The organism is Brenneria sp. hezel4-2-4 (assembly GCF_013155275.1).
GTDB lineage: Bacteria > Pseudomonadota > Gammaproteobacteria > Enterobacterales > Enterobacteriaceae > Brenneria.
In genome coordinates this window covers 169,846-192,799 of sequence record NZ_JABJXS010000001.1, presented here as the reverse complement: position 1 = coordinate 192,799, position 22,954 = coordinate 169,846, and the positions used below count along the sequence as shown (strand labels likewise).

Sequence of the window (22,954 nt, the reverse complement as noted above, 5' to 3'; positions counted from 1 at the left end):
GATGCCCGTCCTTCGTCGATTAGCACAGATTAAGAGAGCGTGTGGAATTTGCACAACCTATAATGTATTAGCTCTCCGAAAGAAGAAATCCCCCTGAGTACAGCAACCCTTATGCCAACTTGTGGTGCAAAGCGAGATCGTGCATTTATGCCGGCTCGTAGACTCGGAAAACTTCACCTTCTCTATTAAAGCGTAGTTTGCATCCGCAAAAATTTCTCTACCCGGAAGACATATTTTTAAGATATTTCAATGACTCACTTCCTGAGCATAGCGTGTAACATCCCGTCTGGTGGGTGTTGACGCCGTGTTTGTGAGACTGCGGCAATATTGATATAAGTAACTCGCCGCCTTATTTTTATGTAAACCAGGCGAGAGTATGAATGCTTGAGTCATCATTTTTAACGATGTTTATCTGGAATAGGAAACAAAAAATTGTGAATAGGCCTCAATTATGTCTGTCAGCCGCGCTGGTGTCGGTTGCCGTCGCGTTGCCCGCGGCCCATGCGGCTGAGGTGTCATTAGGCGCGGGAGCGTACGGTTCAACGTCGGTGTATCGCGGTGATGACAATCATGTTTTCCCTTTTCCCGTGCTGAATTACGAAAGCGAAAATTTTTATTTTCGTGGTTTGGGTGGTGGGTACTATTTGTGGAATGACGGCGCCAACAAGCTATCGCTGACGGCCTATTACCTGCCGTTGGGGTTTAAGCCCGGCGATAACGATGACCCGCGGATGAGGCAGTTGGATAAGCGGCGCGGCACGCTGATGGCCGGGGCGGCCTATAGCCATATCGCCGACTGGGGGCAGATTCGTACCGTACTGGCCGGCGACACGCTGGATTACAGCAACGGGTTCATCTGGGATACCGCCTATCTTTATCGCTTCATGCTGGGCGACCTGAGCATTACGCCGGGCATCGGCGCGACCTGGTTCAGCGAGCATATGAACCGCTATTACTATGGCGTCAGCAGTCAGGAATCGGCGCGTTCAGGGTTTAGCCGTTATCGTCCCGGCGATGGATGGGCGCCGTTTGTCGAGCTTAGCGCCAACTACCAGATAAACCCAAGCTGGAGCGCCTGGGCCGTGGGCCGTTATACCCGCTTGTCCGACGAAACGAAGGATAGCCCGATAGTCGATAGCAGCTATAGCGCGTTAATGAGCGTGGGTGTCAGTTATCGGTTTTAACGCGCCTTCGATATCATGGTGCATTCGCTGCACAAAAATGGGGTGAAATCACCCCATTTGCACATTAATTGTGCACTCGGCGTTGTGCTATTTTTATCTCAGGGGGATCAATCATGGCGATGAGAGACGTTAGTTTTCCAGACGGAACGAAAGTGCCTGCTGTCGGGCAGGGCACATGGTATATGGGCGAAAATTCCCGGACAAAAGACCAGGAGGTCAAAGCGCTTCAGGCCGGCATTGATCAAGGAATGACGCTGATCGATACGGCGGAAATGTATGCGGAGGGCGGGGCGGAGATCGTCGTCGGCGAAGCGATCCGCGGGCGGCGCGACAAGGTCTACCTGGTTTCTAAAGTTTATCCGCACAACGCCGGCGGCGGAAAAGCGATTAAAGCCTGTGAACAGAGTTTGAAACGTCTGCAAACCGACCATATCGATCTGTATCTGCTGCACTGGCGCGGCGGCATTCCGCTAATCGATACGATAACGGCCATGCAGCAACTACAGCAGTCAGGCAAAATCGGTCGTTGGGGTGTGTCCAACCTTGATACCGATGATATGCAGGAACTCTGGTCGCTGGATGGCGGCAATGCATGCATGACCGATCAGGTGCTATATCATCTGGCGTCACGCGGCATTGAGTTCGATTTGCTGCCATGGTGCCGGCAACGACATGTGCCGGTGATGGCCTACTGTCCGATTGCACAGGCGGGGCGGTTGCGCGATGGATTATTCGCCGATCCGGTGGTCAATGCTATCGCCAGGCAGCACGCCATCACGCCGGCTCAGGTCTTGCTGGCCTGGGTTATTCGCCAACCCGGCGTGATAGCCATTCCTAAAGCCAGTTCCGAACAGCATGTTAAAGAAAATGCACAGGTGATGGATATTGTGCTGCAACCTGATGAACTCGCCTTGCTGGATCGGGCATTTCCGCCGCCTCAGCGTAAACAGCATCTGGATGTGGTGTGAGCCAGCGGTGTTGATGGCCTATGATCGGGAGATCATAGGCCATCTTGCCGTTACGCGGCCGGCTTGATGTAAATAGTCGCGGACAGACGGGCAGGAGACTGCACGGTTGCGACGAAAGGCTGATGAATTCGCGCCGTTTCCACGCACACAAAGGTTTTATAACCGTCGTCGGTCATATCGCCGATGGTGTGCGATAATTCCGCGCCGGGGTTCCACGATACAACATCGCTATGGTGGGCGTGATGCACTTCAATCGTGCGTTGTAATGCCGGGTCATTAATAACGCTAATATCCTGCGGATGCGTATAGATGCGGTCGGTACGATCGCTAAAGACCAGATCGCCTGGCTGCGTCGTTACCTTGCCCTGATTCACTTTATCAATAAACCGATCGCCCAGGCCGCGGATGGCGACCTTACTGATATCGCCGATCTGGAAATAGGTATGCAAGGCGCTGGTGATGGAGTAATCGCCATGCGCTTCCAGTTCGATATGACAGGTTTTACCCAGCTTGAAACGGGCGATCAGGGTAAACTCATGCGGCCAGATTTTACGCGTTTCTGCGGTGTCCCGCAGGGTAAAAGCCAGCTGTACGCCATGTTCATCTTCGCTGTGGGAGGTTAATTCCCACGGCAGCAAACGGGCAAAACCGTGATTAGGTTCGGCAAAGGGGCCAAACCACGGGAAACAGATCGGAATGCCGCCGCGGATTGCCACATGCTCGACGAACGTCGTATTGCCGCTCAGCCAAAGAACGGGCGCCTGACCCGTTGGCTGCCAGCTCAATAGATGCGCGCCCTGTAGCGCTACGGCCGCGCGAACCTGAGGATGATCCACGACAACCACCGGCAGTTGCTCTACCTGTCGCCGGCTTATGGCCGGGGTAATCTTTTGGGTGACGGGAAGCTCGAAAATCTTATCATTCATGATGTTGCCTATTTTTGGTTGTTGTTAATCAGCAAATAAAAAGGGCGACCAACCGGTCGCCCTTCATCATTGAATCATCACACGAACTTATTTGGAGATGTGGGTGATCAGATCCAGTACTTTGTTAGAGTAACCTGTTTCGTTATCGTACCAGGATACCAGTTTCACAAAGTTGTCGCTCAGTGCGATACCGGCTTTGGCGTCGAATACGGAAGTCAGTTTTTCACCGTTGAAATCGGTGGAAACCACGTCATCTTCGGTATAACCCAGAACGCCTTTCAGTTCGCCTTCAGAAGCTGCTTTGATAGCCGCGCAGATTTCTTTGTAAGAAGCCGGTTTTTCCAGACGAGCAGTCAGATCGACAACGGATACGTTCGGAGTAGGAACGCGGAACGCCATACCGGTCAGTTTGCCATTCAGTTCAGGGATGACTTTACCTACTGCCTTGGCAGCGCCGGTAGAAGACGGGATGATGTTCTGAGATGCGCCGCGGCCGCCGCGCCAGTCTTTGTGAGACGGGCCGTCAACGGTTTTCTGAGTCGCGGTGGTCGCATGAACGGTGGTCATCAGCGCTTCAACGATACCGAAGTTGTCGTTGATGACTTTAGCCAGCGGCGCCAGGCAGTTAGTGGTGCAAGATGCGTTGGAAACGATATCCTGACCGTCGTAAGATTTGTGGTTAACGCCCATAACAAACATTGGCGTGCTGTCTTTGGACGGGCCGGTCAGAACCACTTTTTTCGCGCCGGCGGTGATGTGTTTACGAGCGGTTTCGTCAGTCAGGAACAGACCGGTTGCTTCAGCAACAACATCAACGTTTACTTCATTCCACTTCAGGTTCGCAGGATCGCGTTCTGCGGTAACACGAATAGTTTTGCCGTTAACAACCAGATGGCCATCTTTGACTTCAACGGTGCCGTTGAAACGACCATGAGTAGAGTCATATTTCAACATATACGCCATGTAATCAGCGTCTAACAGATCGTTAATCGCAACGATTTCGATGTCAGAGCGTTCTTGCGCAGCGCGGAAAACAATACGGCCGATACGGCCAAAACCGTTGATACCTACTTTGATAGTCATATATTCCACCAGATATTGGTTAGTGAATAAAAGGTTGGTTGTAAAATTACAAAAACCTTGCTGGGCGTCAAGCGGAATCGTGTCAATAGTTGCTGTAAGTCAAACCTATGACCAATCTTTGAACGAAAATCCGCCAGTGCTGTAAATTAAGAACATCTCAGCCTGATAACGGGCATTTTGCTTCTATAGTAAAGCCTGTATCAGGCAAAATTGTGACAAGCATCACAATTAAATATTCCCCTGATAGCCGCTATTATATTAAGCCAAAATGGCCTGCAAGGTTGTTAATTTTTTGTTATAATTGATGATGAATTTTATAGATACCAGACTTTGCGAGATCCCTATGAGTAACCATCCCTCTCAGCAAACAGCCTCAGAGGCAACAGATCTGACAGAAATGCAACGCTACGTGACCCAGCAACGGGGCACTGAACCCGCTTATTCCGGTAAGTTGCTGCACAACAAGCGTACGGGTGTTTATCATTGCCTGTGCTGTCGGAAACCATTGTTCTATTCAGATAATAAGTATGATTCAGGATGCGGCTGGCCGAGCTTTGACCGGCCGGTGTCGGCGGACGCCATTCGCTATATTGACGATCACTCCCATAATATGCGTCGTATCGAGATCCGCTGCGGAAACTGCGACGCGCATTTAGGGCATGTCTTTCCTGACGGCCCGCCGACGACGGGGGAGCGTTATTGTGTCAATTCCGCGTCGCTAAGTTTTATTGATGACGTGGATGGCGAGCGCGTCCACGGCTAATCGGCGTCGGTGCAGTCGTATAGCTTTAAACGTTTCAGCTAAATACATGCAGGGATAAGGATATGCAACTCAATAGCCTGATTGATGCGATGACGCCGGAGATTTATCAGCGGCTGGCAACGGCGGTTGAATTAGGGAAGTGGCCGGATGGCGTCGCTTTATCCGCGGAGCAAAAAGAGAACTGTCTGCAAATGGTGATGTTATGGCAAGCGCGTCATAACCAACAGCCAGAGCACATGACCATTGGCACCGATGGTGAAATCGTCATGAAAAGCAAACAGGAGCTTAAGCAACAGTTCAGTGACGCCGCGGCCATCGTCAGGATCAAACCACAGAAATAAACACGGCGCGGGGCAGGCTGCCCCAGCGGGCGGGACTGATCCACTCCGACTTCATACGCTATGCGCGGCGCGGCAGACTGGCGATAAAGTTTTTCAGCGAGATCGGGTTCGCCCCATGCCGTTGCATTTCCTGAAGGGCGGTCTGGCTATCTTCCGGGCGAAGGTTGACGCCGCGGCACCCTTCCGTCAGCACATCCGTTTTGTAGCCCAACGCCAACGCATCCAGCACGCTGAACTTGACGCAATAATCCGTGGCGAGGCCCATTACGGTTAAATGCGTGATTTGGCGGGAGCGCAGCCAGTCGTCCAGTTCGGTTTTAGCGCGGTGGCCGTTGTCAAAGAACGCGCTGTAACTATCAATGTCGGCCTGAGTGCCTTTACGCACCACCCATTCTATCGCCTGCCGATGTAATGCCGGATGAAACTGCGCGCCAGGCCGATCCTGAACGCAGTGCACCGGCCACCAGACCTGCGGGAGTCCGTCCAGCTCGCCGGTTTCGCCCAGCGGCGCGTTGGCGTTGACGGCAAAGCTGCCATGATCGGCCGGATGCCAGTCCTGGCTGGCAATAACCGGGATGTTCGCGGTGACGCAGGCGGCGATGGCGCGATTGGCGACGTCGATTACCCGATCCCCTTCGTTGACGGCTAACGCGCCGCCGGGACAAAAATCATTCTGCAAATCGATCAGTAATAGCGCTCTGTTCATCGCTGACTCCGTGATTAATGTCGTTTTCCCCGCCGCCGGCGATCATAACAGTCCGGCGTCGCCGCATAAAATGGCAACGCCGGACTTAAGCCGCCTTTAGCGGATTTCACCGCAGGTGAGGCAGAGTGCGTAGCGGTGCTGCGGGTCGTTGAGGTTATTCATGATGGACGGCTGTGATTGCACCGCCTGGACCAACTGCGCCATCGGGGTGGGCAGCAGCGACTGAACGGCGGTGGGCAACCAGGCGTAAACCGAAGCGTTAATCTGGTTCAGCATGGCGTCAAACAGGCTTGGCTGTTCGGCAAACCAGCTAAGCTGATACTGGCCCAGTTTGGCCAGTTCGGCGGCTTTTTTCACGGCATCGTCAAAATCGCCTAATTGATCGACCAGTCCATTCTCTTTGGCATCGCTGCCGGTCCAGACATGTCCCTGTGCGATCTGATCGATTTGTTCCGGCGTTTTCTTACGCGCCTGAGCGACGATGTCGATAAAATTCTTATACCCGCGATCGATGCTCAACTGAACCATCTGGCTGAATTCCGGGGGTAACGATTTGGTAATCGACAGATCGGCCAGTGGAGAGGTCGCCACGCCGTCGGTGTGGACGCCGATGCTTTCCAGTGAGTTTTCAAATGTGGTGATCACGCCGAAAATGCCGATAGAACCGGTTAGGGTGCTCGGGCTGGAGATAATGGCGTTGGCCGGCGTTGAAATCCAATAGCCGCCCGATGCCGCCATACCGCCCATTGACACCACCACCGGCTTGCCGGCAAGACGTACCGCCATCAGCTCCGAACGGATCATTTCAGAGGCCGTTACGCTGCCGCCAGGGCTATTGACCCGCATAACCACCGCCTTAATCTTCGGATCGAGACGCGCGGCGCGGATCTGGGCGGCCGTCGTGTCGCCGCCTACCATGCCAGGGGTTTCCGGGCCGTCGATAATCGCGCCATTGGCAAAAATCACGGCTATCTGATTATTATTCTGCACCGGCGGCTTAGGCGCGTAGTCATAAATGCTGGTGAAATTAAAGTTATTGGTTTTGTTGTTCCAACCAAAGGTTTTTACCAGCGTTTGCTCGATAACGGAACGGGAGGCGACTTCATCCACCAGCTTGTTTTGCAAGGCGTAGCGCGCGGTGTCGCCTTGTACGGCCTGCAAGTCCGCGATGATAGCGGCTGCGCCGGGGAACAACTGCTGCGGGGTGATCTGCCGGTTGGCGGCGACGGTGTCCAGATAGTGCTGCCAGAGCGTGTTGATCCAGCGGCTGTCCGCCTCTCTGGCGGCCGGGGACATATCGTCGCGCAGGTATGGCTCAACGGCTGATTTATAGGTTCCAACCCTGAAAATGTTGGTGGTGACTTTCAGTTTGTCCAACAGGGATTTGAAATAGAGATTGTTGGTGGCCAAACCGTGCAGATCCACATTCCCCTGCGGGGTTAGCGCGATGGTATTGGCGAAACTGGCCAGATAATATTGCGCCTGATTATAGCTATCGCCGACGGCGTAGACCGGCTTGCCGTTGTCCCGGAACTCCCGCAGGGCTTTGCCGATATAGTGTAATGATGGCTGGTCGGCTCCGGTAAAATCGCTCAGATCCAGCACGATGCCGGTAATGTTATCGTCATTTTTTGCCTGGCGAATGCTGTCAACGATATCAAACAGGGAGTTCTCCTGCCGACGGTTGCTGGAAGCGCCGAAAAATTCGCGCCCCAACTGACGAAATTTATTATTCATGGTGGGCTGATCGACCACCACGCCCGTCAGATCGATCAGCAACGCGCCGCGGGCGGTCTCGGCCGGGGTGCCGCTGAATTGTGTATAAATCCCGACGCCAATAAGAATGAGCGCGATAAGAAAAATATTGAGAATAAATTCTCTGATAAAATTAAGCAGACGCCATGTCCACTTAAAAAATCCGCTAAAAATTCGCCACAATGTGCGCATGATATCTCCGGGAACGGGAAAACAGCTTAATATCCTAATGAGCGGACGGTAAAAAGTCAGCATTAAATAGTACCCGGACGGCGCCCGGATGGGGGTATCTTGTAACAAAACTTCTACTTGTGCTACCGTGGCGCGCAATGTCGCCTTACCACAAAAATCAGATTGCCATACAGGAGATGTGCGATGGATGCTCTCGAACTGTTACTTAATCGTCGTTCGGCTTCACGCTTGACAACACCCGCTCCTTCCGGTGAAGCGCTTAACCATATTATCCACGCCGGTATGCGAGCGCCGGATCACGGTACTTTACAGCCCTGGCGATTCTTTGTAATCGAAAATGAAGGGCTCGAACGTTTTAGCCGATTACTGACCGAAGCGGCAAAGCAGGAAGGCATGGATGAAGCCGGCATAGAAAAAGCCAGGCAGGCGCCGTTTCGCGCGCCGCTGATTATTACCGTTGTGGCGCATTGCGAAGCTAATCCCAAAGTCCCGCGCTGGGAGCAGGTCGTTTCCGCCGGCTGCGCCGTTCAGGCCATGCAAATGGCGGCCCTGGCCCAGGGATATAACGGCATCTGGCGCAGCGGCGCCTGGACGCATCATCCGCAGGTACGCGAAGCCTTTGATTGCCGCGAACAGGATGAGATTGTCGGTTTCCTCTATCTGGGGACGCCGCAACTGAAAGCCTCGACCCGGGTGATGCCGCTTGATGCTGAAAAATTTGTCCGTTATTTCTGATCGGCGCCAATTGAAGGGGCGTTGTTTCTTCCCGCTTTTTCCATGTTGTTTGCACAACGGCAGTTGTGAAACCGTCTTTCAGCGCAATGGTGCGTAATGCGACTTTTTATTGCCGAAAAACCCAGCCTCGCGCGGGCGATCGCCGACGTATTGCCGAAACCGCATCGACGCGGCGAGGGTTTTATCGCCTGCGGTCAGAACGATGTGGTGACCTGGTGCGTCGGGCATTTGCTCGAACAGGCGCAACCTGATGTTTATGACGCGCGTTACGCGCGCTGGTCATTGGCCGATTTACCGATTATCCCGCAGAAATGGCTGTTGCAGCCTCGACCTTCGGTGAGCAAACAGCTCAACACCATCAAAAAACTCCTGGCGGACGCCAGCGAAATCATTCATGCGGGCGACCCCGATCGTGAAGGGCAACTGCTGGTTGACGAGGTGCTGGAGTATCTTTCCCTGCCGGCAGAAAAGCGCCATCAGGTTAGGCGCTGTCTGGTCAACGATCTTAATCCCCAGGCGGTCGAACGGGCCGTGTCAAGGCTGCGGGAGAACCGGGAGTTCATCCCGCTGTGCGTCTCTGCGCTGGCGCGTTCCCGGGCCGACTGGCTGTATGGCATCAATATGACCCGTGCTTACACGCTGCTGGGGCGCAATGCCGGCTATGACGGCGTGCTGTCGGTCGGTCGGGTGCAAACCCCGGTGCTGGGGCTGGTGGTGCGCCGTGATGAAGAGATCGAGAACTTTGTCCCGAAAGATTATTTCGAGGTTAAAGCGCATATCCTCACCCCGGCAGGCGAACGATTTGTCGCGCTATGGCAGCCGAGCGAGTCCTGTGAGCCTTATCAGGATGAAGAAGGGCGGTTACTACACCGTTCTTTGGCGGAGCACGTTGTCAAACGCATCGACGGTCAGCCTGCGTTTGTGACTGGCTATAATGATAAGCGGGAATCGGAAACGGCGCCGTTGCCCTATTCGTTGTCGACGTTGCAGATTGAAGCCGCCAAACGGTTTGCGCTCAGCGCCCAGCAGGTGCTGGATATTTGTCAGAAGCTGTATGAAACCCACAAGCTGATTACTTATCCGCGCTCCGATAGCCGTTACCTGCCGGAGGAGCATTTTGCCGGCCGCCACGCGGTTCTGAACGCCATTTCGGCGCATCAGTCGGATTTATTGCCGCAGCCGGTTATGGATATCGAGCGTCGCAACCGCTGTTGGGATGACGGAAAAGTGGATGCCCACCACGCGATTATCCCCACGGCGCGCAGTGCGCCTGCCGCATTATCGGATAATGAGAGTAAAGTTTACGGGCTGATTGCCCGACAATATATCATGCAGTTTTGCCCCGACGCGGTGTTTCGGAAATGTGTTATCGATCTGGATATCGCCGGGGGGAAATTTGTCGCCAAAGCCCGGTTTCTGGCGGAGGCCGGCTGGCGTACGCTGCTGGGCGGGAAGGAGCGGGATGAGGAAAATGAGGGCACCCCGTTGCCGGTGGTCGCCAAAGGCGATGAGTTGCTGTGCGAGCGCGGCGAGGTGGTGGAACGGCAAACGCAGCCTCCGCGGCCGTTTACCGATGCAAGTTTGTTGTCGGCGATGACCGGCATCGCGCGCTTTGTGCAGGATAAAGAACTGAAGAAAATCCTGCGGGCAACCGATGGTTTAGGAACGGAGGCCACGCGCGCGGGTATTATCGAGTTACTGTTCAAGCGGACGTTTTTATTCAAAAAGGGGCGTTATATTCATGCCAGCGAAGCGGGGCGGGCATTGATTCACTCTCTGCCGGACAGCGCAGCACATCCGGATATGACGGCGCATTGGGAAGCGACGCTGACGCAAATCAGCGAAAAAAAGTGTCGCTATCAGGATTTTATGCAACCGCTGACGCATTCTTTGCAGGCGTTGATTTATCAAGCCAGACAGAGTCGAGGCGTGAGTGCATTTAAAGGCATCACCGCCCCTCAGGCAAGCAGTAAAAAGCGGCGTAAGCCTCAGCCCAAAAAGAAGGAGCAGAGTTAATGAGATCGTTAGTTTGCTGGTTTATTTCCGCCGCGGCGCTGACGTTGTCGGCGACGGTTCAGGCAAATCCAAATCGTGGCGCGACAGATATCGTGGTGCCTATTCCCGCCGAAGCGTGGGGCGCGGGTTCCGCTACGCGTGGACAGAATAATTGTATGCGCTGTTGTGTTTACGAAAATCGTAACTATTCGGAAGGCGCGGTGTTGAAAATAGACGGCGTGATCCTGCAATGCGTGCGGGATAAACAAACGCTGGGAACCAATAACCTGATTTGGCAACCGCTCAAACAGTAACCCTGAGCAGCGGATTCAATCAGCGGTGAGGCGTAACGGCGGTTCGCCGTTACGCCTCTGCCTTTACAACTACAACGAGAACTCCGCCCATATCGGCGCATGATCGGACGGTTTTTCCATCGCCCGAATGTCATAGTCAATGCCGGTGTCGATACAGCGTTCCGCCAGCGACCGACTCGCCAGTATCAAATCGATACGCAAGCCCCGGTTGGTATCAAAACCGGCAGAACGGTAGTCAAACCATGAAAAACGATCGTTACAGTCCGGGTTGGCCGCCCGGAACGTATCGATAAGCCCCCAGGTCTGTAAGCGGGCCAGCCATTCGCGCTCTTCCGGCAAGAACGAGCATTTGCCCGTGCGCAGCCAGCGCTTGCGGTTCTCTTCGCCAATGCCGATATCCAGATCGGTGGGGCTGATATTCAGATCGCCCATAATGATTAACGGCTGATCGGCGATATGGCTCTGCTCAATATAGGTTTGCAGATCCTGATAAAAGCGTGTTTTGGCCGGGAATTTAATCGGATGATCGCGACTTTCACCCTGAGGGAAATAGCCGTTCACCACGGTAAGCGTACCCTGCTCGGTGGCGAAATCCGCCATAATAATCCGCCGTTGCGCGTCTTCTTCATCCGTTGGAAAACCCCGACGCACCGCCATCGGCGCGGTCTTACACAGCAGCGCAACGCCGTAGTGACCTTTTTGCCCGTGATAAAAAACGTGATAGCCATACTGGCTCACCTCTTCCAGCGGAAACATATCGTCATGGACTTTGGTTTCCTGTAATCCGATCACATCCGGCTGGTGCTGTTCGATAATGGCGGCCAACTGATGAGGGCGCGCCCGCAGGCCATTGATATTAAAAGAAACAACTTTCATGTTAGCTGCCGTTCAATGAAAATGTTCTCAGATGTTAACAGAAATTCAGGTGACGAGTCACGGTTGCGTGGGAGCAGGCATAATAGGAAAATAAGAATCAGTTACGGTAGTTGAACCGTAAGGGAAGAGTCCGTATACTCCGCTGCTCGCAGGAGAGAGGGCGTCGAAACGTGGCGCCCCGCCGAAGGCGCAAACTCCCATAATCGCTCAGGCCGCCATACTGCGAATTCCATTTAAGCCAACTGGAGAGAGGTTGTTGCGGCAACCCACCGAAGGGGCAAGCAGCGCTCGCTGCGTAAACTCTCAGGTAAAACGGACAGAGGGAGGGGCGCATTCCACAGGAAATCTTGTGTGCTTACCTATATCTATCTGATCGCGATCACCGCGGAAGGCATGTCCGGAGCGCTGGCGGCCGGACGGCGTAATATGGATATTTTCGGTGTCGGCATGATCGCGTTTATCACTGCGCTTGGCGGTGGAACGGTGCGCGACATTCTGCTTGGCAACTATCCTATCGGCTGGACTCAACATCCCGGTTATATCTATCTCACCATCGGCGCAGGTCTCTTTACCATTATCATCGCGCGCGTTATGCATCATTTGCACCGTCTGTTTTTGGTGTTGGATGCCATGGGGTTGATCGCTTTTACGATTATCGGTTGTAACGTCGCGCTGGGGTTAAATTACTCCATCACGGTGGTGGTTATGGCGGGAATTGTGACGGGGATTTTTGGCGGTATTTTGCGGGATATCTTTTGTAATCGAACGCCGATGGTGCTCAAGAAAGAGCTTTACGCCAGCGTGTCGCTGTTAGTGGCGCTGCTTTATCTGGGATTGAAGGCGCTAAACGTCAATCATGATATCAATCTGTTGATTTCATTCAGCATCGGTCTATCCGTGCGGCTGGCGGCGATCCGCTGGTCATGGCAACTGCCGGTTTTTTCTTATGTGTCGGGGAGTTGGAAGAGTTAGTCTGACTTGGTCGAAGGTTCTCACCTTCCCCTGACGGGAATATGAAGTTTTAGCGTGGAAGTTGATTCAGAATACTATGTTGAAGTGGTGGTGGGGGAAGGATTCGAACCTTCGAAGTCTGTGACGGCAGATTTACAGTCTGCTCCCTTTGGCCGCTCGGGAACCCCACCACTGGCCTTGCTGCAAGAGGCTTTCGCTTCAAGCGGGCGCATCATATCAAATGATGCGCCGCTGTAAAGCCTGATATATCAAAAACAAAAGTATTTGCCGATTTTTTATTCCATTCGCGTTATTCGCATACAAAAACAATGCCCGAACGCGAGTTAAAGAATAATCGTGCGATTCCCGTAGACAAAAACACGCTGCGCCAGCACCCGGTAAAGTGCGCGGCTTAATACGTTCTTCTCGACATCCCGGCCGGCACGCATCATGTCATCAGCAGTGTAGGTGTGATCAACGTTGATCACATCCTGCATGATGATCGGCCCCTCATCCAGGCTATCGTTCACGTAGTGCGCCGTTGCGCCGATGATTTTTACGCCGCGCTCATAGGCCTGATGGTAAGGGCGGGCGCCGATGAATGCCGGCAGGAATGAGTGATGAATGTTGATGACCTGATTCGGATAATGCTGCACAAAAGCAGGCGTCAACACACGCATGTATTTTGCCAAAACAACGTAGTCCGGCTGATACTGGTCAATTTGCCCGATCATCAGTTGATCGTGCTCTTCGCGGGATAAGCCTTCATGGCTGACCAGATGGAAAGGAATATCAAACCGCTCAACCAGGGTACGTAATGTTTCATGGTTGCCGATAACGGCGGCAATTTCGACGTCCAGACCGCCGTAGACGCTTTTCATGAGTAAATCGCCCAGGCAGTGGGCTTCTTTCGTCACCAGAATGACAATCCGGCGGCGGCCGGCATTGGTCAGTTCACGCACCGACCCGTCAGGGAGCGCGCCGTCAAGGTCGGCGAGCAGGGTGGTATCGTTAAAAATCCCTTCCAGTTCGGTGCGCATAAAAAAGCGCCCGGTGCGGTGATCGACATACTCGTTGTTTTGCACAATGTTAAGTTCGTGCTTGTAACAAATATTGGTAATTTTTGCGATAAGCCCTTTAGCATCGGGGCAAATAGTCCGTAATACTTTTCTTTGTATATTTTGCGATTGCATGAGCGCGTGGATCCTGTCCAAAACTAAAATAGCGATCGTAGGTTAATGCAGTGCCGAAATTCACTGCGGGTTAATGCCCGTATCTTACTGTCCGCAACACTTTTTGTATTTTTTGCCGGAACCGCACGGACAATGTTCATTTCTGCCGGTTTGCAGATGAATGCCGTCCATATAGTACCAGCGATCATGATAACGAAGAAAGCGCGAGCGTTCCCGCATCAATCCTGCCTGTTGTGGGTTCGCGGCAGAGGTATAGCGGGCGGCGAATTCGACATAACTTTCGTCTGGCGTTTTACCCGGAAAGGTTGCCAATATGTTAAGTCCAAGCCAGCGGGTCTCCTGACAACTTTCGGTCACAGAGGCTCGCCATTTTTCCGCTTGATGGCTGGGGTGCCAGGTTGCTATCAGGTAATCCACTTCGCATTTGACATAGGCGGCATAGCGCGAGCGCATCAATGTAACAGGGTCGGCAGCCGTCATCGTATCGGCATGGTACGGCTGGCAGCATGAGTCATATGGCAGCCCGCGGCTACAGGGGCAAAGTTCCGGCACAGCATCTCCTGACGAAAATTAATTTAAAACTTGATAAATAATAGTGAGCTTCCCATCCATGAGGCCGATATGTTACCTAAGAAGCTCAGGATGTAGCAATGTGCGCTAGAATGAAAACACATGAGGACAACCATGCGGCAGATAAAAGTGGGTCTGGCACTCAGTTCCGGGGCCGCCAGAGGATGGGCTCACATTGGCGTTATCAAGGCGCTGACGGAGTTGGGCATTGACATTGATGTTGTTGCCGGTTGTTCCGTCGGGGCATTGGTCGGCGCGGCGTACGCGACGCACCGGCTGGATGACATGGAGCATTGGGTAAGCGGATTTAGCTATTGGGACGTAATCCGCTTGATGGATCTCTCCTGGCAGCGCGGCGGCTTATTACGCGGCGATCGCGTATTTAACAATGTGAAGCACTTGTTACATACGCAGAGGATTGAAGATTGTGATATTAAATATGGCGCAGTGGCCACCAACCTGAGCACGGGACGAGAGTTGTGGTTAACAAAAGGAGATTTACATCAATCAATTCGGGCTTCTTGCAGTATACCTGGTTTGTTGTCTCCCGTTTGGTTTAATGGCTACTGGCTGGTAGATGGCGCGGTGGTAAATCCGGTCCCGGTGTCGCTGACTCGGGCGATGGGGGCGGATGTTGTGATCGCCGTTGATTTGCAACAGGACGCCAGCCTTGACCACCATGATTTGCTGTCGGTTAAGCCGACATTGCCAGAGTCTGAAGGGGATGTTGCGGTAAATAACTGGCGCGGGAGAATTCGTGAGCGTTTGTTACGAAAACGTCGCCAGCGCACCGGGATTTCGCCGACAGCAATGGAAATCATGAGTACATCAATCCAGATTCTTGAAAACCGATTAAAGATGACCCGGATGGCGGGCGACCCGCCTGATGTACTCTTACAGCCTTATTGCCCGCAAATCGCCACTCTGGATTTTCATCGGGCACAGGAAGCGATTGAAGCCGGTCGTCAGGCAGTGGAGAAAAAGCGCGATGAATTGTTACCTTTGGTAAAAAAATCGCATTGAAAACCAGTATAAGCGACGTCAGGCCGTGCTGAGCGTTGGCGGTAAAACATTAAAGAGTTTGAAGTAAGGGGCAACTGATGGAACAACCATTGGCGGGTAAACATATATTGATTATCGAGGATGAGGCTGTTTTCCGCTCCGTACTTTCCGGTTATCTGACTTCGCTTGGTGCTTCGGTTTTGGAAGCTATTCATGGCCTGGAGGCGTTAAGCGTTCTGGAGCATCATCAGCCTGATTTAATTATTTGCGATCTAAAGATGCCGATGATGGGCGGCATTGAGTTCCTGGAGCGGTTACGCTTACAAGACAACCATATCCCGATACTGGTGATCTCCGCGACCAGTCAAATGGCGGATGTCGCCAAGGTTCTGCGGCTTGGCGTTCAGGATGTGTTGCTGAAACCTATTCGTGATTATGCTCGTTTACGCGAGGCGGTTATGACTTGTCTGTATCCGGACATGTTTACTTCGCCGGCTCATGAGCTTGAGCAATTAATGTTGGATATGGATTCGCTTAATCAATCGCCTGATGCGGTGGCAAAACTTTTAGCGCAACTACAGCCGCCGGTGCAGCAAACGCTCGCCCGTTGTCGAATTAATTATCGACAGCTTACGGTTGCCGAACAGCCGGGATTGGTTTTGGATATTGCCGCGCTCTCTGAAGATGAACTGGCTTTCTACTGCCTTGATGTCACTCAGGCGGTCAACAATAACGGCACGTTGGCCGCATTATTACTTCGTACTTTGTTTAACGGCGTGCTTCAGGAGCATCTGGCAAACCAGGAGCACCGTTTACCCCATTTGCCGCTTTTATTAAAACAGGTAAATCAGTTATTACGCCAGGCAAGTTTGGAAGGGCGTTTCCCCTTGCTGGTCGGTTATTATCATCGTGAATTAAAACGGCTGATACTGATCTCCGCCGGGTTAAACGCCACATTAAACGTCAATGAAAATCAAATTGCGCTCAATAGCGGCGTGCCGTTGGGAACACTCGATGAGGCTTACCTCAATCAGTTAAATCACCAGTGTGAAGCGTGGCAATGCCAGATTTGGGGCGGTGGCGGGCGCTTACGCTTAATGCTTTCTACAGAATAATCCGATAGGTAGGGGTGATAACTCTCTTCTGGCCGTGTTCGCCTTTCGTTATTATTTTTTATTTTCTACTATGTAGGTAGTTGTCTTATTTTTAATGGAACTATAACGATGGGCAAGCGTGGCCCGGCTAAACTGGTATACTTATCCAGTTTTTAGACCAGATAAATAAAGTTCATTATTTGAACGATATATAAGAGGTTGTTTATGTCGACTGTTAATAAAAAAGTAAAAAAAGCGGTAATCCCTGTCGCGGGATTGGGAACGCGTATGTTGCCGGCCACGAAGGCTATTCCCAAAGAAATGCTGCCATTGGTGGATAAACCGCTCATTCAATATGTAGTCAACGAGTGTATCGCCGCGGGAATCAATGAAATAATTTTGGTTACACATTCTTCTAAAAATTCCATCGAAAACCACTTTGATACCAGTTTTGAACTGGAAGCCATGTTGGAAAAACGTGTTAAGCGTCAACTGTTGGAAGAAGTGCAATCTATTTGTCCGAAGCACGTTACCATTATGCAGGTTCGTCAGGGGCTGGCTAAAGGATTAGGGCATGCCGTATTGTGCGCCCATCCATTAGTGGGTGATGAACCTGTTGCGGTTATTTTGCCGGATGTGATTATTGATGAATATGAATCCGATCTGAAGAAAGATAACCTGAGTGAAATGTTGCAACGGTTTTCTGAAACCGGCCATAGTCAGATTATGGTTGAGCCCGTTGACGATGTCAGCAGTTATGGCGTTGTAGACTGCAAGGGCGTGGAATTAAAAGCGGGCGACAGTGCGCCAATGGTTGGCGTGGTTGAAAAGCCGAAAGCTTCCGAGGCCCCTTCAAATTTAGCCGTTGTCGGCCGTTATGTTCTTTCTGCTGAAATTTGGTCTTTGCTGGAGAAAACCCCTCCAGGCGCCGGCAATGAGATTCAGTTAACCGACGCCATTGCGTTGTTAATGGAAAAAGAAACGGTGGAAGCGTATCACCTGAAAGGTGTCAGCCATGACTGTGGCAACAAGCTCGGGTATATGCAGGCGTTCGTGGAATATGGTATGCGCCATGATAGCCTGGGCGGTGAACTTACCCAATGGCTGCGGGAAACTATTGAAGCTGAAGAAAAATAATATTTAGTAATAACTGCTCTCTGTTTTATTACACAGGACAGGGAGCATGAATTCTCACCGATATACCTGTTACTTTGCACAAAAAAATACCCTTGATAAAAATCAAGGGTATCTGCGTTTGGTGTATTTTAAATACAGATTAGAGCAGGAAATCGTCTAAAGATTTACCTTGTTCTTCGATCGCTTTTTTGATTACCGCAGGAGTACGGCCTTGACCTGTCCAGGTTTTAACTTCGCCATTCTCATCGGTATATTGATATTTGGCCGGGCGGGCGGCACGCTTGCTTTTACCGGCAACTTTGACTGAACCTAAAGATTGTAATAATTCGTTAGGATCGATGCCGTCCGCAATCAACATATCGCGATATTGCTGTAATTTACGTGCACGTTCTTCAACTTCTGCCTGAACCTGGCTTTCTTCTTCGCGGCGTTCATTTACCACGACTTCCAGTTTTTCCAGCATTTCTTCCAAAGTATCCAGACTGCATTCTCTTGCCTGGGCTCTCAGAGTACGGATGTTGTTTAGAATCTTTAGTGCTTCGCTCATTGTGATAATCTCAAATTTATATTATTGGTGGCGTGTAGTGAGATAATAGAGTGCTATTTTCTTTTCTGCAATAGTCAAATTTGTAAGTTTGTTAAAAATTGCCATTTTTAAAACAGATATCACATGCCATGTTACATGAATATAAAATACGTCTCTCCTACGGAGAATACATTTAACCGTCATTTGCCGCGCTGATGTGTTCGATAAGATATTGTGACGGATTCTATCGTTATAAGGAATGTTTATATCTTTTATCCAATGGCGCCTATCAATAGATGAACCGGGCGAGGCTGCGCAAGTAATAGCCCATTGCATGGGCTAACGGTGGGTTGTTACAATAAATTTTAACCGCATACGCGATATAGCCCGTCTTTTGGAGCATCTGAGTATGGCTCAACTTTATTTTTATTATTCAGCAATGAATGCAGGGAAATCCACTGCGCTATTACAGTCCTCATATAACTATCAAGAGCGCGGCATGAGGGCGCTGGTTTTCACCGCGGAAATAGATAACCGGCATGGGGTGGGGATGGTTAGTTCGCGGATCGGCCTTTCTTCTCCTGCGCTACTGTTTAATCAGCAGACGCCTTTATTTAGCCTGCTATTGAAAGAGCACCGTAGCCAGCCTATTCATTGCGTATTAATTGATGAATGTCAGTTCCTGACGCGTGAACAAGTTAGCGAACTTTCAGATGTGGTCGACCTATTGGATATCCCGGTATTGTGTTACGGCTTACGCACGGATTTTCGTGGCGAGCTGTTTTCAGGCAGCCACTATTTATTAGCCTGGGCCGATAAGTTGATTGAACTCAAAACGATTTGCCATTGCGGCCGTAAAGCGAACCGCGTGTTACGTCTGGATGCGCAGGGAAATCCTCTCCACGAAGGGGAACAGGTGGTTATCGGCGGCAATGACAGTTATGTCTCCGTTTGCAGAAAGCACTATAAAATCGCATTAGGGTTAGTTAGAAGCGAAATTGAATAAGCTATGCAGCGCCGCCACGATGGTATTTAACGCTCGAAAACGACTCCAGACGGCGATATTAAATAATCTTAACCCCTCTCGTAGGGAGTCGCTGAATTCGCGCCACAGGCTCGCAGAGAGGCGAAATGAGGCGAGGAGGGGGGTAACAAGGTTAATGCAAATCAATGCACAAATTTACTGCGCCAGGGATAAACTATTCCGACAATAGCCTACGGCGGCTTTTTTAACGCAGGACGAAAAAATACCCTGACAGCGGGCTGACAGGGTATTGATGCGAGGTGCTTGGACAACAGCCTCTGTTGAGGCTGTTATTCCCCCGACGGGTTAACTCGTCACTTTTTTGGCTTGCTTGGCTACTTTTGTTGCAGGCGCGGCGGGTGTTGCCGCAACGGCTTCGGTAGCACCTTTCTCTGTGGTGTTTTCAGAGAATTTACGCCCGTAATACGTATCCATCAGAATTTGTTTCAGTTCTGAAATCAACGGATAACGCGGGTTAGCGCCGGTACATTGGTCGTCGAAGGCATCTTCGGACAGTTTGTCCACTTTCGCTAGGAAGTCGGCTTCTTGTACGCCAGCCTCACGGATAGAGGTAGGAATACCCAGATCTGCCTTTATTTCTTCCAACCAGTTCAACAATTTTTCAATCTTCTGCGCAGTACGATCGCTTGGTGCTGTCAGACGCAGATGATCGGCGACTTCAGCGTAGCGACGACGAGCTTGCGGACGATCATACTGGCTGAACGTCGTTTGCTTGGTCGGGTTGTCGTTGGCGTTATAGCGAATAACGTTTGAGATCAACATGGCATTCGCCAGACCGTGCGGGATGTGGAACTCAGAGCCCAGCTTGTGCGCCATTGAGTGACAAACACCCAGGAAGGCGTTGGCGAAAGCGATACCGGCAATCGTCGCGGCATTATGAACACGTTCGCGAGCTACCGGGTTCTTCGCGCCTTCATGATAGCTGGCCGGCAGGTTTTCTTTCAGCAGTTTCAACGCCTGCAACGCCTGACCGTCTGAATATTCGTTCGCCAGCACGGAAACATAGGCTTCCAGCGCGTGAGTGACGGCATCCAGACCACCGAACGCACACAGGGATTTCGGCATATTCATAACCAGGTTGGCGTCGACAATCGCCATATCCGGCGTTAATGCGTAGTCGGCCAATGGATATTTCTGCCCGGTGGCATCATCGGTCACCACGGCAAACGGCGTGACTTCGGAACCGGTGCCGGAGGTGGTGGTAACCGCGATCATTTTGGCTTTCACGCCCATTTTCGGGAACTTGTAAATACGTTTACGGATGTCCATAAAGCGTAATGCCAGTTCTTCAAAATGCGTATCCGGGTGTTCGTACATGACCCACATGATTTTCGCCGCATCCATCGGGGAACCGCCGCCCAGCGCGATAATGACATCCGGTTTAAAGGAGTTCATCTGCTCCGCGCCTTTACGCACGATGCTCAGCGTTGGATCCGCTTCAACCTCGAAGAAGACTTCGGTTTCCAGCCCACGCTCTTTCAGGACGGAAACGATCTGATCGACGTAGCCGTTATTGAACAGGAAACGGTCGGTCACGATGAATGCGCGTTTTGCCCCGTCGGAAGCGACTTCTTCAAGCGCAATCGGTAATGAACCGCGACGGAAGTAAATAGATTTGGGAAGTTTATGCCACAACATATTTTCTGCTCGCTTGGCTACCGTTTTCTTGTTGATCAAGTGTTTCGGACCGACGTTTTCCGAGATGGAGTTACCCCCCCAGGAACCACAACCCAGCGTCAGGGATGGGGCGAGTTTGAAGTTGTACAGATCGCCGATACCACCTTGAGAAGCCGGGGTGTTGATCAGGATACGGGCGGTTTTCATCAGGTTGCCGAAGTGATTCACACGCTCCGGTTGGTTATCCTGATCGGTGTACAAGCAGGAGGTGTGACCAATCCCGCCCATTGCGACCAGTTTCTCGGCTTTTATCACGGCATCGTTAAAATCGGTAGCGCGATACATCGCCAGGGTCGGGGACAGTTTTTCGTGAGCAAATGGTTCGGATTCGTCAACATCGGTGACTTCACCGATCAGCACTTTGGTGTTCGCAGGGACGCTGATGCCAGCCAATTCCGCGATTTTTGGCGCCGGTTGACCGACGATATCGGCGTTCAGGGCGCCATTTTTCAACAGAATGCCCTGTACGGCATGCAGTTCTTTACCTTTCAGCATATAAGCGCCGTGCGAGGCAAAGCGTTCGCGAACGGCGTCGTAGACGCTGTCGACCACAATCACTGACTGTTCAGAAGCACAGATAACGCCGTTATCAAAGGTTTTTGACATTAGAATTGACGCTACGGCGCGTTTAAGATCGGCGGTTTCATCAATAACCACCGGCGTATTACCTGCGCCTACGCCGATTGCCGGTTTACCGGAGCTGTATGCGGCTTTAACCATGCCTGGGCCGCCGGTAGCCAGAATCAGATTGATATCCGGGTGATGCATCAACTGGTTGGACAGTTCAACCGAAGGTTGGTCGATCCAGCCGATGATATCTTTTGGCGCGCCCGCGGCGATAGCGGCTTGCAGGACGATATCGGCGGCTTTGTTGGTCGCATTTTTTGCCCGCGGATGCGGAGAAAAGATGATGCCGTTACGGGTTTTCAGGCTGATTAATGCTTTGAAAATCGCAGTGGAAGTGGGGTTGGTAGTCGGAACGATACCGCAGATCAGACCGATGGGTTCGGCAATGGTGATCGTGCCAAAGGTGTCGTCGGTAGAAAGCACGCCACAGGTTTTTTCATCCTGATAGGCGTTGTAAATGTATTCGGAAGCAAAGTGGTTTTTGATTACTTTATCTTCCACGATACCCATTCCAGACTCGGCGACAGCCATCTTCGCCAGTGGAATTCGAGCATCTGAGGCAGCAAGCGCGGCTGCCCGGAAGATTTTGTCGACTTGTTCCTGAGTGTAATTGGCAAATTCCTGCTGCGCCTTTTTCACTCTTTCGACCAGTGCGTTAAGTTCAGCAACATTGGTTACGGCCATAATGCTCTCCTGATAATGTTAAACTCTTTCAGTCAATAGTTTGCTAAGTAAATGAGTATAGATAAATGAGCGCATGTTGTGTTTGCTCGGAGAAACCTAACAGGGTCACTATTCTCATTTCTGCATTGATTGACTCAAAGAGCTTGTCACAGTACCGACCACGGGTTACGGAACAGCATACTCGCTTATAAAGGTTCTTTTTGTGATCTCCATCTATATTTTTCGATGCTGACACCTTTCAGCAGGGCTTTTTTGAGAATAATTCTCAACAAGGCGCTATTTTATCGTCCGCTTCCTTTTATATGTAACTGCAAAATGTATATAAATTGTTTTTAAATGTTATTTAACAGATAGAGCGTGAAATAAAATCCCGCAGCAAAGTAAGGATAAATATAGCCATATTATATGATATCGGCGCCGCCGAGGCACCCGTGCGTGCGCAACCCGAACGGGAGGGTATGTGGTCACTTATTGAGGGATTTTTCGGACTGTATCAAGTTTCTCATCGGATTGTTTGGATTGATCGATCTGACAGGCGTTCTTCCCCTATTTATCAGTATGACTAACTATCTTATCAACGATAAGTAGCGACTTATCTCGAAAAATGTCT

At 51.4% G+C, this 22,954-nt stretch carries 21 protein-coding genes, 1 tRNA gene and 1 riboswitch; of the genes, 12 read left to right on the top strand and 10 right to left on the bottom strand.

What is annotated here, in order from left to right; translation table 11 throughout:
- Nucleotides 1-434: 434 nt before the first annotated feature.
- Together HOY33_RS00845 and HOY33_RS00840 are read left to right on the top strand one after the other, a co-directional pair.
- A complete protein-coding gene (locus HOY33_RS00845; protein ID WP_330526914.1) occupies nucleotides 435-1,184 on the top strand; it encodes a MipA/OmpV family protein in 750 nt (249 codons plus the stop codon).
- A 113-nt stretch (nucleotides 1,185-1,297) separates the two neighbouring features.
- Entirely contained in the window at nucleotides 1,298-2,152 is an 855-nt protein-coding gene (locus HOY33_RS00840) for an aldo/keto reductase (RefSeq protein WP_172287746.1), read from the top strand.
- A gap of 50 nt (nucleotides 2,153-2,202) precedes the next feature.
- On the opposite strand, the gene HOY33_RS00835 is transcribed toward HOY33_RS00840, so the two are convergent.
- Nucleotides 2,203-3,078 carry a D-hexose-6-phosphate mutarotase gene (locus tag HOY33_RS00835; protein ID WP_172287744.1) on the bottom strand — a complete coding sequence of 292 codons (876 nt, stop codon included), beginning with the start codon at nucleotides 3,076-3,078 and terminating at the stop codon, nucleotides 2,203-2,205.
- An 87-nt stretch (nucleotides 3,079-3,165) separates the two neighbouring features.
- Complete coding sequence (gene gapA / locus HOY33_RS00830; protein ID WP_170158883.1) at nucleotides 3,166-4,161, bottom strand: glyceraldehyde-3-phosphate dehydrogenase; 996 nt, start codon at nucleotides 4,159-4,161, stop codon at nucleotides 3,166-3,168.
- 343 nt (nucleotides 4,162-4,504) lie between these two features.
- On the opposite strand from gapA, the gene msrB reads away from it, so the two are divergent.
- A complete protein-coding gene (gene msrB / locus HOY33_RS00825; RefSeq protein ID WP_172287743.1) occupies nucleotides 4,505-4,924 on the top strand; it encodes a peptide-methionine (R)-S-oxide reductase MsrB in 420 nt (139 codons plus the stop codon).
- Between the two features lie 62 nt (nucleotides 4,925-4,986).
- Nucleotides 4,987-5,265 carry a YeaC family protein gene (locus HOY33_RS00820; RefSeq protein WP_172287741.1) on the top strand — a complete coding sequence of 93 codons (279 nt, stop codon included), beginning with the start codon at nucleotides 4,987-4,989 and terminating at the stop codon, nucleotides 5,263-5,265.
- A 58-nt stretch (nucleotides 5,266-5,323) separates the two neighbouring features.
- Here the strand turns inward: HOY33_RS00820 and pncA are convergent, their stop codons facing one another.
- Nucleotides 5,324-5,971 (bottom strand): bifunctional nicotinamidase/pyrazinamidase, encoded by a 648-nt coding sequence (pncA, locus tag HOY33_RS00815; RefSeq protein WP_172287740.1) that lies wholly within the window; start codon nucleotides 5,969-5,971, stop codon nucleotides 5,324-5,326.
- A gap of 96 nt (nucleotides 5,972-6,067) precedes the next feature.
- Entirely contained in the window at nucleotides 6,068-7,918 is a 1,851-nt protein-coding gene (sppA, locus tag HOY33_RS00810) for a signal peptide peptidase SppA (RefSeq protein WP_172287738.1), read from the bottom strand.
- 183 nt (nucleotides 7,919-8,101) lie between these two features.
- On the opposite strand from sppA, the gene HOY33_RS00805 reads away from it, so the two are divergent.
- From HOY33_RS00805 to HOY33_RS00795, 3 genes are all read left to right on the top strand, one after another.
- On the top strand, nucleotides 8,102-8,653 hold the full coding sequence (locus HOY33_RS00805) for an NAD(P)H nitroreductase (protein ID WP_172287737.1): 552 nt from the start codon (nucleotides 8,102-8,104) through the stop codon (nucleotides 8,651-8,653).
- A 96-nt stretch (nucleotides 8,654-8,749) separates the two neighbouring features.
- Nucleotides 8,750-10,669, top strand: a complete 1,920-nt coding sequence (locus tag HOY33_RS00800; RefSeq protein WP_172287735.1) for a DNA topoisomerase III — start codon at nucleotides 8,750-8,752, stop codon at nucleotides 10,667-10,669.
- Nucleotides 10,669-10,962, top strand: a complete 294-nt coding sequence (locus HOY33_RS00795) for a DUF1496 domain-containing protein (RefSeq protein ID WP_172287734.1) — start codon at nucleotides 10,669-10,671, stop codon at nucleotides 10,960-10,962. Before HOY33_RS00800 ends, HOY33_RS00795 begins: the two co-directional genes overlap by 1 nt.
- 69 nt (nucleotides 10,963-11,031) lie before the next feature.
- On the opposite strand, the gene xthA is transcribed toward HOY33_RS00795, so the two are convergent.
- Complete coding sequence (xthA, locus tag HOY33_RS00790; RefSeq protein ID WP_172287732.1) at nucleotides 11,032-11,838, bottom strand: exodeoxyribonuclease III; 807 nt, start codon at nucleotides 11,836-11,838, stop codon at nucleotides 11,032-11,034.
- Nucleotides 11,839-11,977: 139 nt separating this feature from the next.
- A riboswitch (glycine riboswitch) is annotated at nucleotides 11,978-12,071 on the top strand.
- Between the two features lie 118 nt (nucleotides 12,072-12,189).
- Between xthA and HOY33_RS00785 the strand changes: the two genes are divergently transcribed.
- Nucleotides 12,190-12,810: a trimeric intracellular cation channel family protein gene (locus HOY33_RS00785; protein ID WP_172287730.1), complete on the top strand. Its 621-nt coding sequence runs from the start codon at nucleotides 12,190-12,192 to the stop codon at nucleotides 12,808-12,810.
- Between the two features lie 85 nt (nucleotides 12,811-12,895).
- Here the strand turns inward: HOY33_RS00785 and HOY33_RS00780 are convergent.
- From HOY33_RS00780 to HOY33_RS00770, 3 genes are all read right to left on the bottom strand, one after another.
- A tRNA-Tyr gene (locus HOY33_RS00780) sits at nucleotides 12,896-12,980 on the bottom strand.
- Between the two features lie 153 nt (nucleotides 12,981-13,133).
- Complete coding sequence (gene purU, locus HOY33_RS00775) at nucleotides 13,134-13,982, bottom strand: formyltetrahydrofolate deformylase (RefSeq protein WP_172287729.1); 849 nt, start codon at nucleotides 13,980-13,982, stop codon at nucleotides 13,134-13,136.
- 84 nt (nucleotides 13,983-14,066) lie between these two features.
- Nucleotides 14,067-14,534 carry a YchJ family protein gene (locus HOY33_RS00770; protein WP_172287727.1) on the bottom strand — a complete coding sequence of 156 codons (468 nt, stop codon included), beginning with the start codon at nucleotides 14,532-14,534 and terminating at the stop codon, nucleotides 14,067-14,069.
- A gap of 132 nt (nucleotides 14,535-14,666) precedes the next feature.
- Between HOY33_RS00770 and rssA the strand changes: the two genes are divergently transcribed.
- From rssA to galU, 3 genes are all read left to right on the top strand, one after another.
- On the top strand, nucleotides 14,667-15,575 hold the full coding sequence (rssA, locus tag HOY33_RS00765; RefSeq protein ID WP_172288760.1) for a patatin-like phospholipase RssA: 909 nt from the start codon (nucleotides 14,667-14,669) through the stop codon (nucleotides 15,573-15,575).
- A 77-nt stretch (nucleotides 15,576-15,652) separates the two neighbouring features.
- A complete protein-coding gene (gene rssB, locus HOY33_RS00760; RefSeq protein WP_172287726.1) occupies nucleotides 15,653-16,669 on the top strand; it encodes a two-component system response regulator RssB in 1,017 nt (338 codons plus the stop codon).
- Nucleotides 16,670-16,873: 204 nt separating this feature from the next.
- Nucleotides 16,874-17,785 carry a UTP--glucose-1-phosphate uridylyltransferase GalU gene (gene galU / locus HOY33_RS00755; protein ID WP_172287724.1) on the top strand — a complete coding sequence of 304 codons (912 nt, stop codon included), beginning with the start codon at nucleotides 16,874-16,876 and terminating at the stop codon, nucleotides 17,783-17,785.
- A 139-nt stretch (nucleotides 17,786-17,924) separates the two neighbouring features.
- On the opposite strand, the gene hns is transcribed toward galU, so the two are convergent.
- On the bottom strand, nucleotides 17,925-18,332 hold the full coding sequence (hns, locus tag HOY33_RS00750; protein ID WP_009112886.1) for a histone-like nucleoid-structuring protein H-NS: 408 nt from the start codon (nucleotides 18,330-18,332) through the stop codon (nucleotides 17,925-17,927).
- 388 nt (nucleotides 18,333-18,720) lie between these two features.
- Between hns and HOY33_RS00745 the strand changes: the two genes are divergently transcribed.
- Nucleotides 18,721-19,317 (top strand): thymidine kinase, encoded by a 597-nt coding sequence (locus HOY33_RS00745; protein WP_172287723.1) that lies wholly within the window; start codon nucleotides 18,721-18,723, stop codon nucleotides 19,315-19,317.
- Between the two features lie 324 nt (nucleotides 19,318-19,641).
- Here HOY33_RS00745 and adhE read toward each other — a convergent pair whose 3' ends face one another.
- Nucleotides 19,642-22,344 (bottom strand): bifunctional acetaldehyde-CoA/alcohol dehydrogenase, encoded by a 2,703-nt coding sequence (gene adhE / locus HOY33_RS00740; protein ID WP_172287721.1) that lies wholly within the window; start codon nucleotides 22,342-22,344, stop codon nucleotides 19,642-19,644.
- Nucleotides 22,345-22,954: the final 610 nt, after the last annotated feature.

Coding starts and splice junctions, on each gene's coding strand:
- HOY33_RS00840 (WP_172287746.1), top strand. CDS start 1,298: ATGGCGATGAGAGACGTTAGTTTTCCAGACGGAACGAAAGTGCCTGCT.
- HOY33_RS00835 (WP_172287744.1), bottom strand. CDS start 3,078: ATGAATGATAAGATTTTCGAGCTTCCCGTCACCCAAAAGATTACCCCG.
- gapA (WP_170158883.1), bottom strand. CDS start 4,161: ATGACTATCAAAGTAGGTATCAACGGTTTTGGCCGTATCGGCCGTATT.
- msrB (WP_172287743.1), top strand. CDS start 4,505: ATGAGTAACCATCCCTCTCAGCAAACAGCCTCAGAGGCAACAGATCTG.
- HOY33_RS00820 (WP_172287741.1), top strand. CDS start 4,987: ATGCAACTCAATAGCCTGATTGATGCGATGACGCCGGAGATTTATCAG.
- pncA (WP_172287740.1), bottom strand. CDS start 5,971: ATGAACAGAGCGCTATTACTGATCGATTTGCAGAATGATTTTTGTCCC.
- sppA (WP_172287738.1), bottom strand. CDS start 7,918: ATGCGCACATTGTGGCGAATTTTTAGCGGATTTTTTAAGTGGACATGG.
- HOY33_RS00805 (WP_172287737.1), top strand. CDS start 8,102: ATGGATGCTCTCGAACTGTTACTTAATCGTCGTTCGGCTTCACGCTTG.
- HOY33_RS00800 (WP_172287735.1), top strand. CDS start 8,750: ATGCGACTTTTTATTGCCGAAAAACCCAGCCTCGCGCGGGCGATCGCC.
- HOY33_RS00795 (WP_172287734.1), top strand. CDS start 10,669: ATGAGATCGTTAGTTTGCTGGTTTATTTCCGCCGCGGCGCTGACGTTG.
- xthA (WP_172287732.1), bottom strand. CDS start 11,838: ATGAAAGTTGTTTCTTTTAATATCAATGGCCTGCGGGCGCGCCCTCAT.
- purU (WP_172287729.1), bottom strand. CDS start 13,982: ATGCAATCGCAAAATATACAAAGAAAAGTATTACGGACTATTTGCCCC.
- rssA (WP_172288760.1), top strand. CDS start 14,667: ATGCGGCAGATAAAAGTGGGTCTGGCACTCAGTTCCGGGGCCGCCAGA.
- rssB (WP_172287726.1), top strand. CDS start 15,653: ATGGAACAACCATTGGCGGGTAAACATATATTGATTATCGAGGATGAG.
- galU (WP_172287724.1), top strand. CDS start 16,874: ATGTCGACTGTTAATAAAAAAGTAAAAAAAGCGGTAATCCCTGTCGCG.
- hns (WP_009112886.1), bottom strand. CDS start 18,332: ATGAGCGAAGCACTAAAGATTCTAAACAACATCCGTACTCTGAGAGCC.
- HOY33_RS00745 (WP_172287723.1), top strand. CDS start 18,721: ATGGCTCAACTTTATTTTTATTATTCAGCAATGAATGCAGGGAAATCC.
- adhE (WP_172287721.1), bottom strand. CDS start 22,344: ATGGCCGTAACCAATGTTGCTGAACTTAACGCACTGGTCGAAAGAGTG.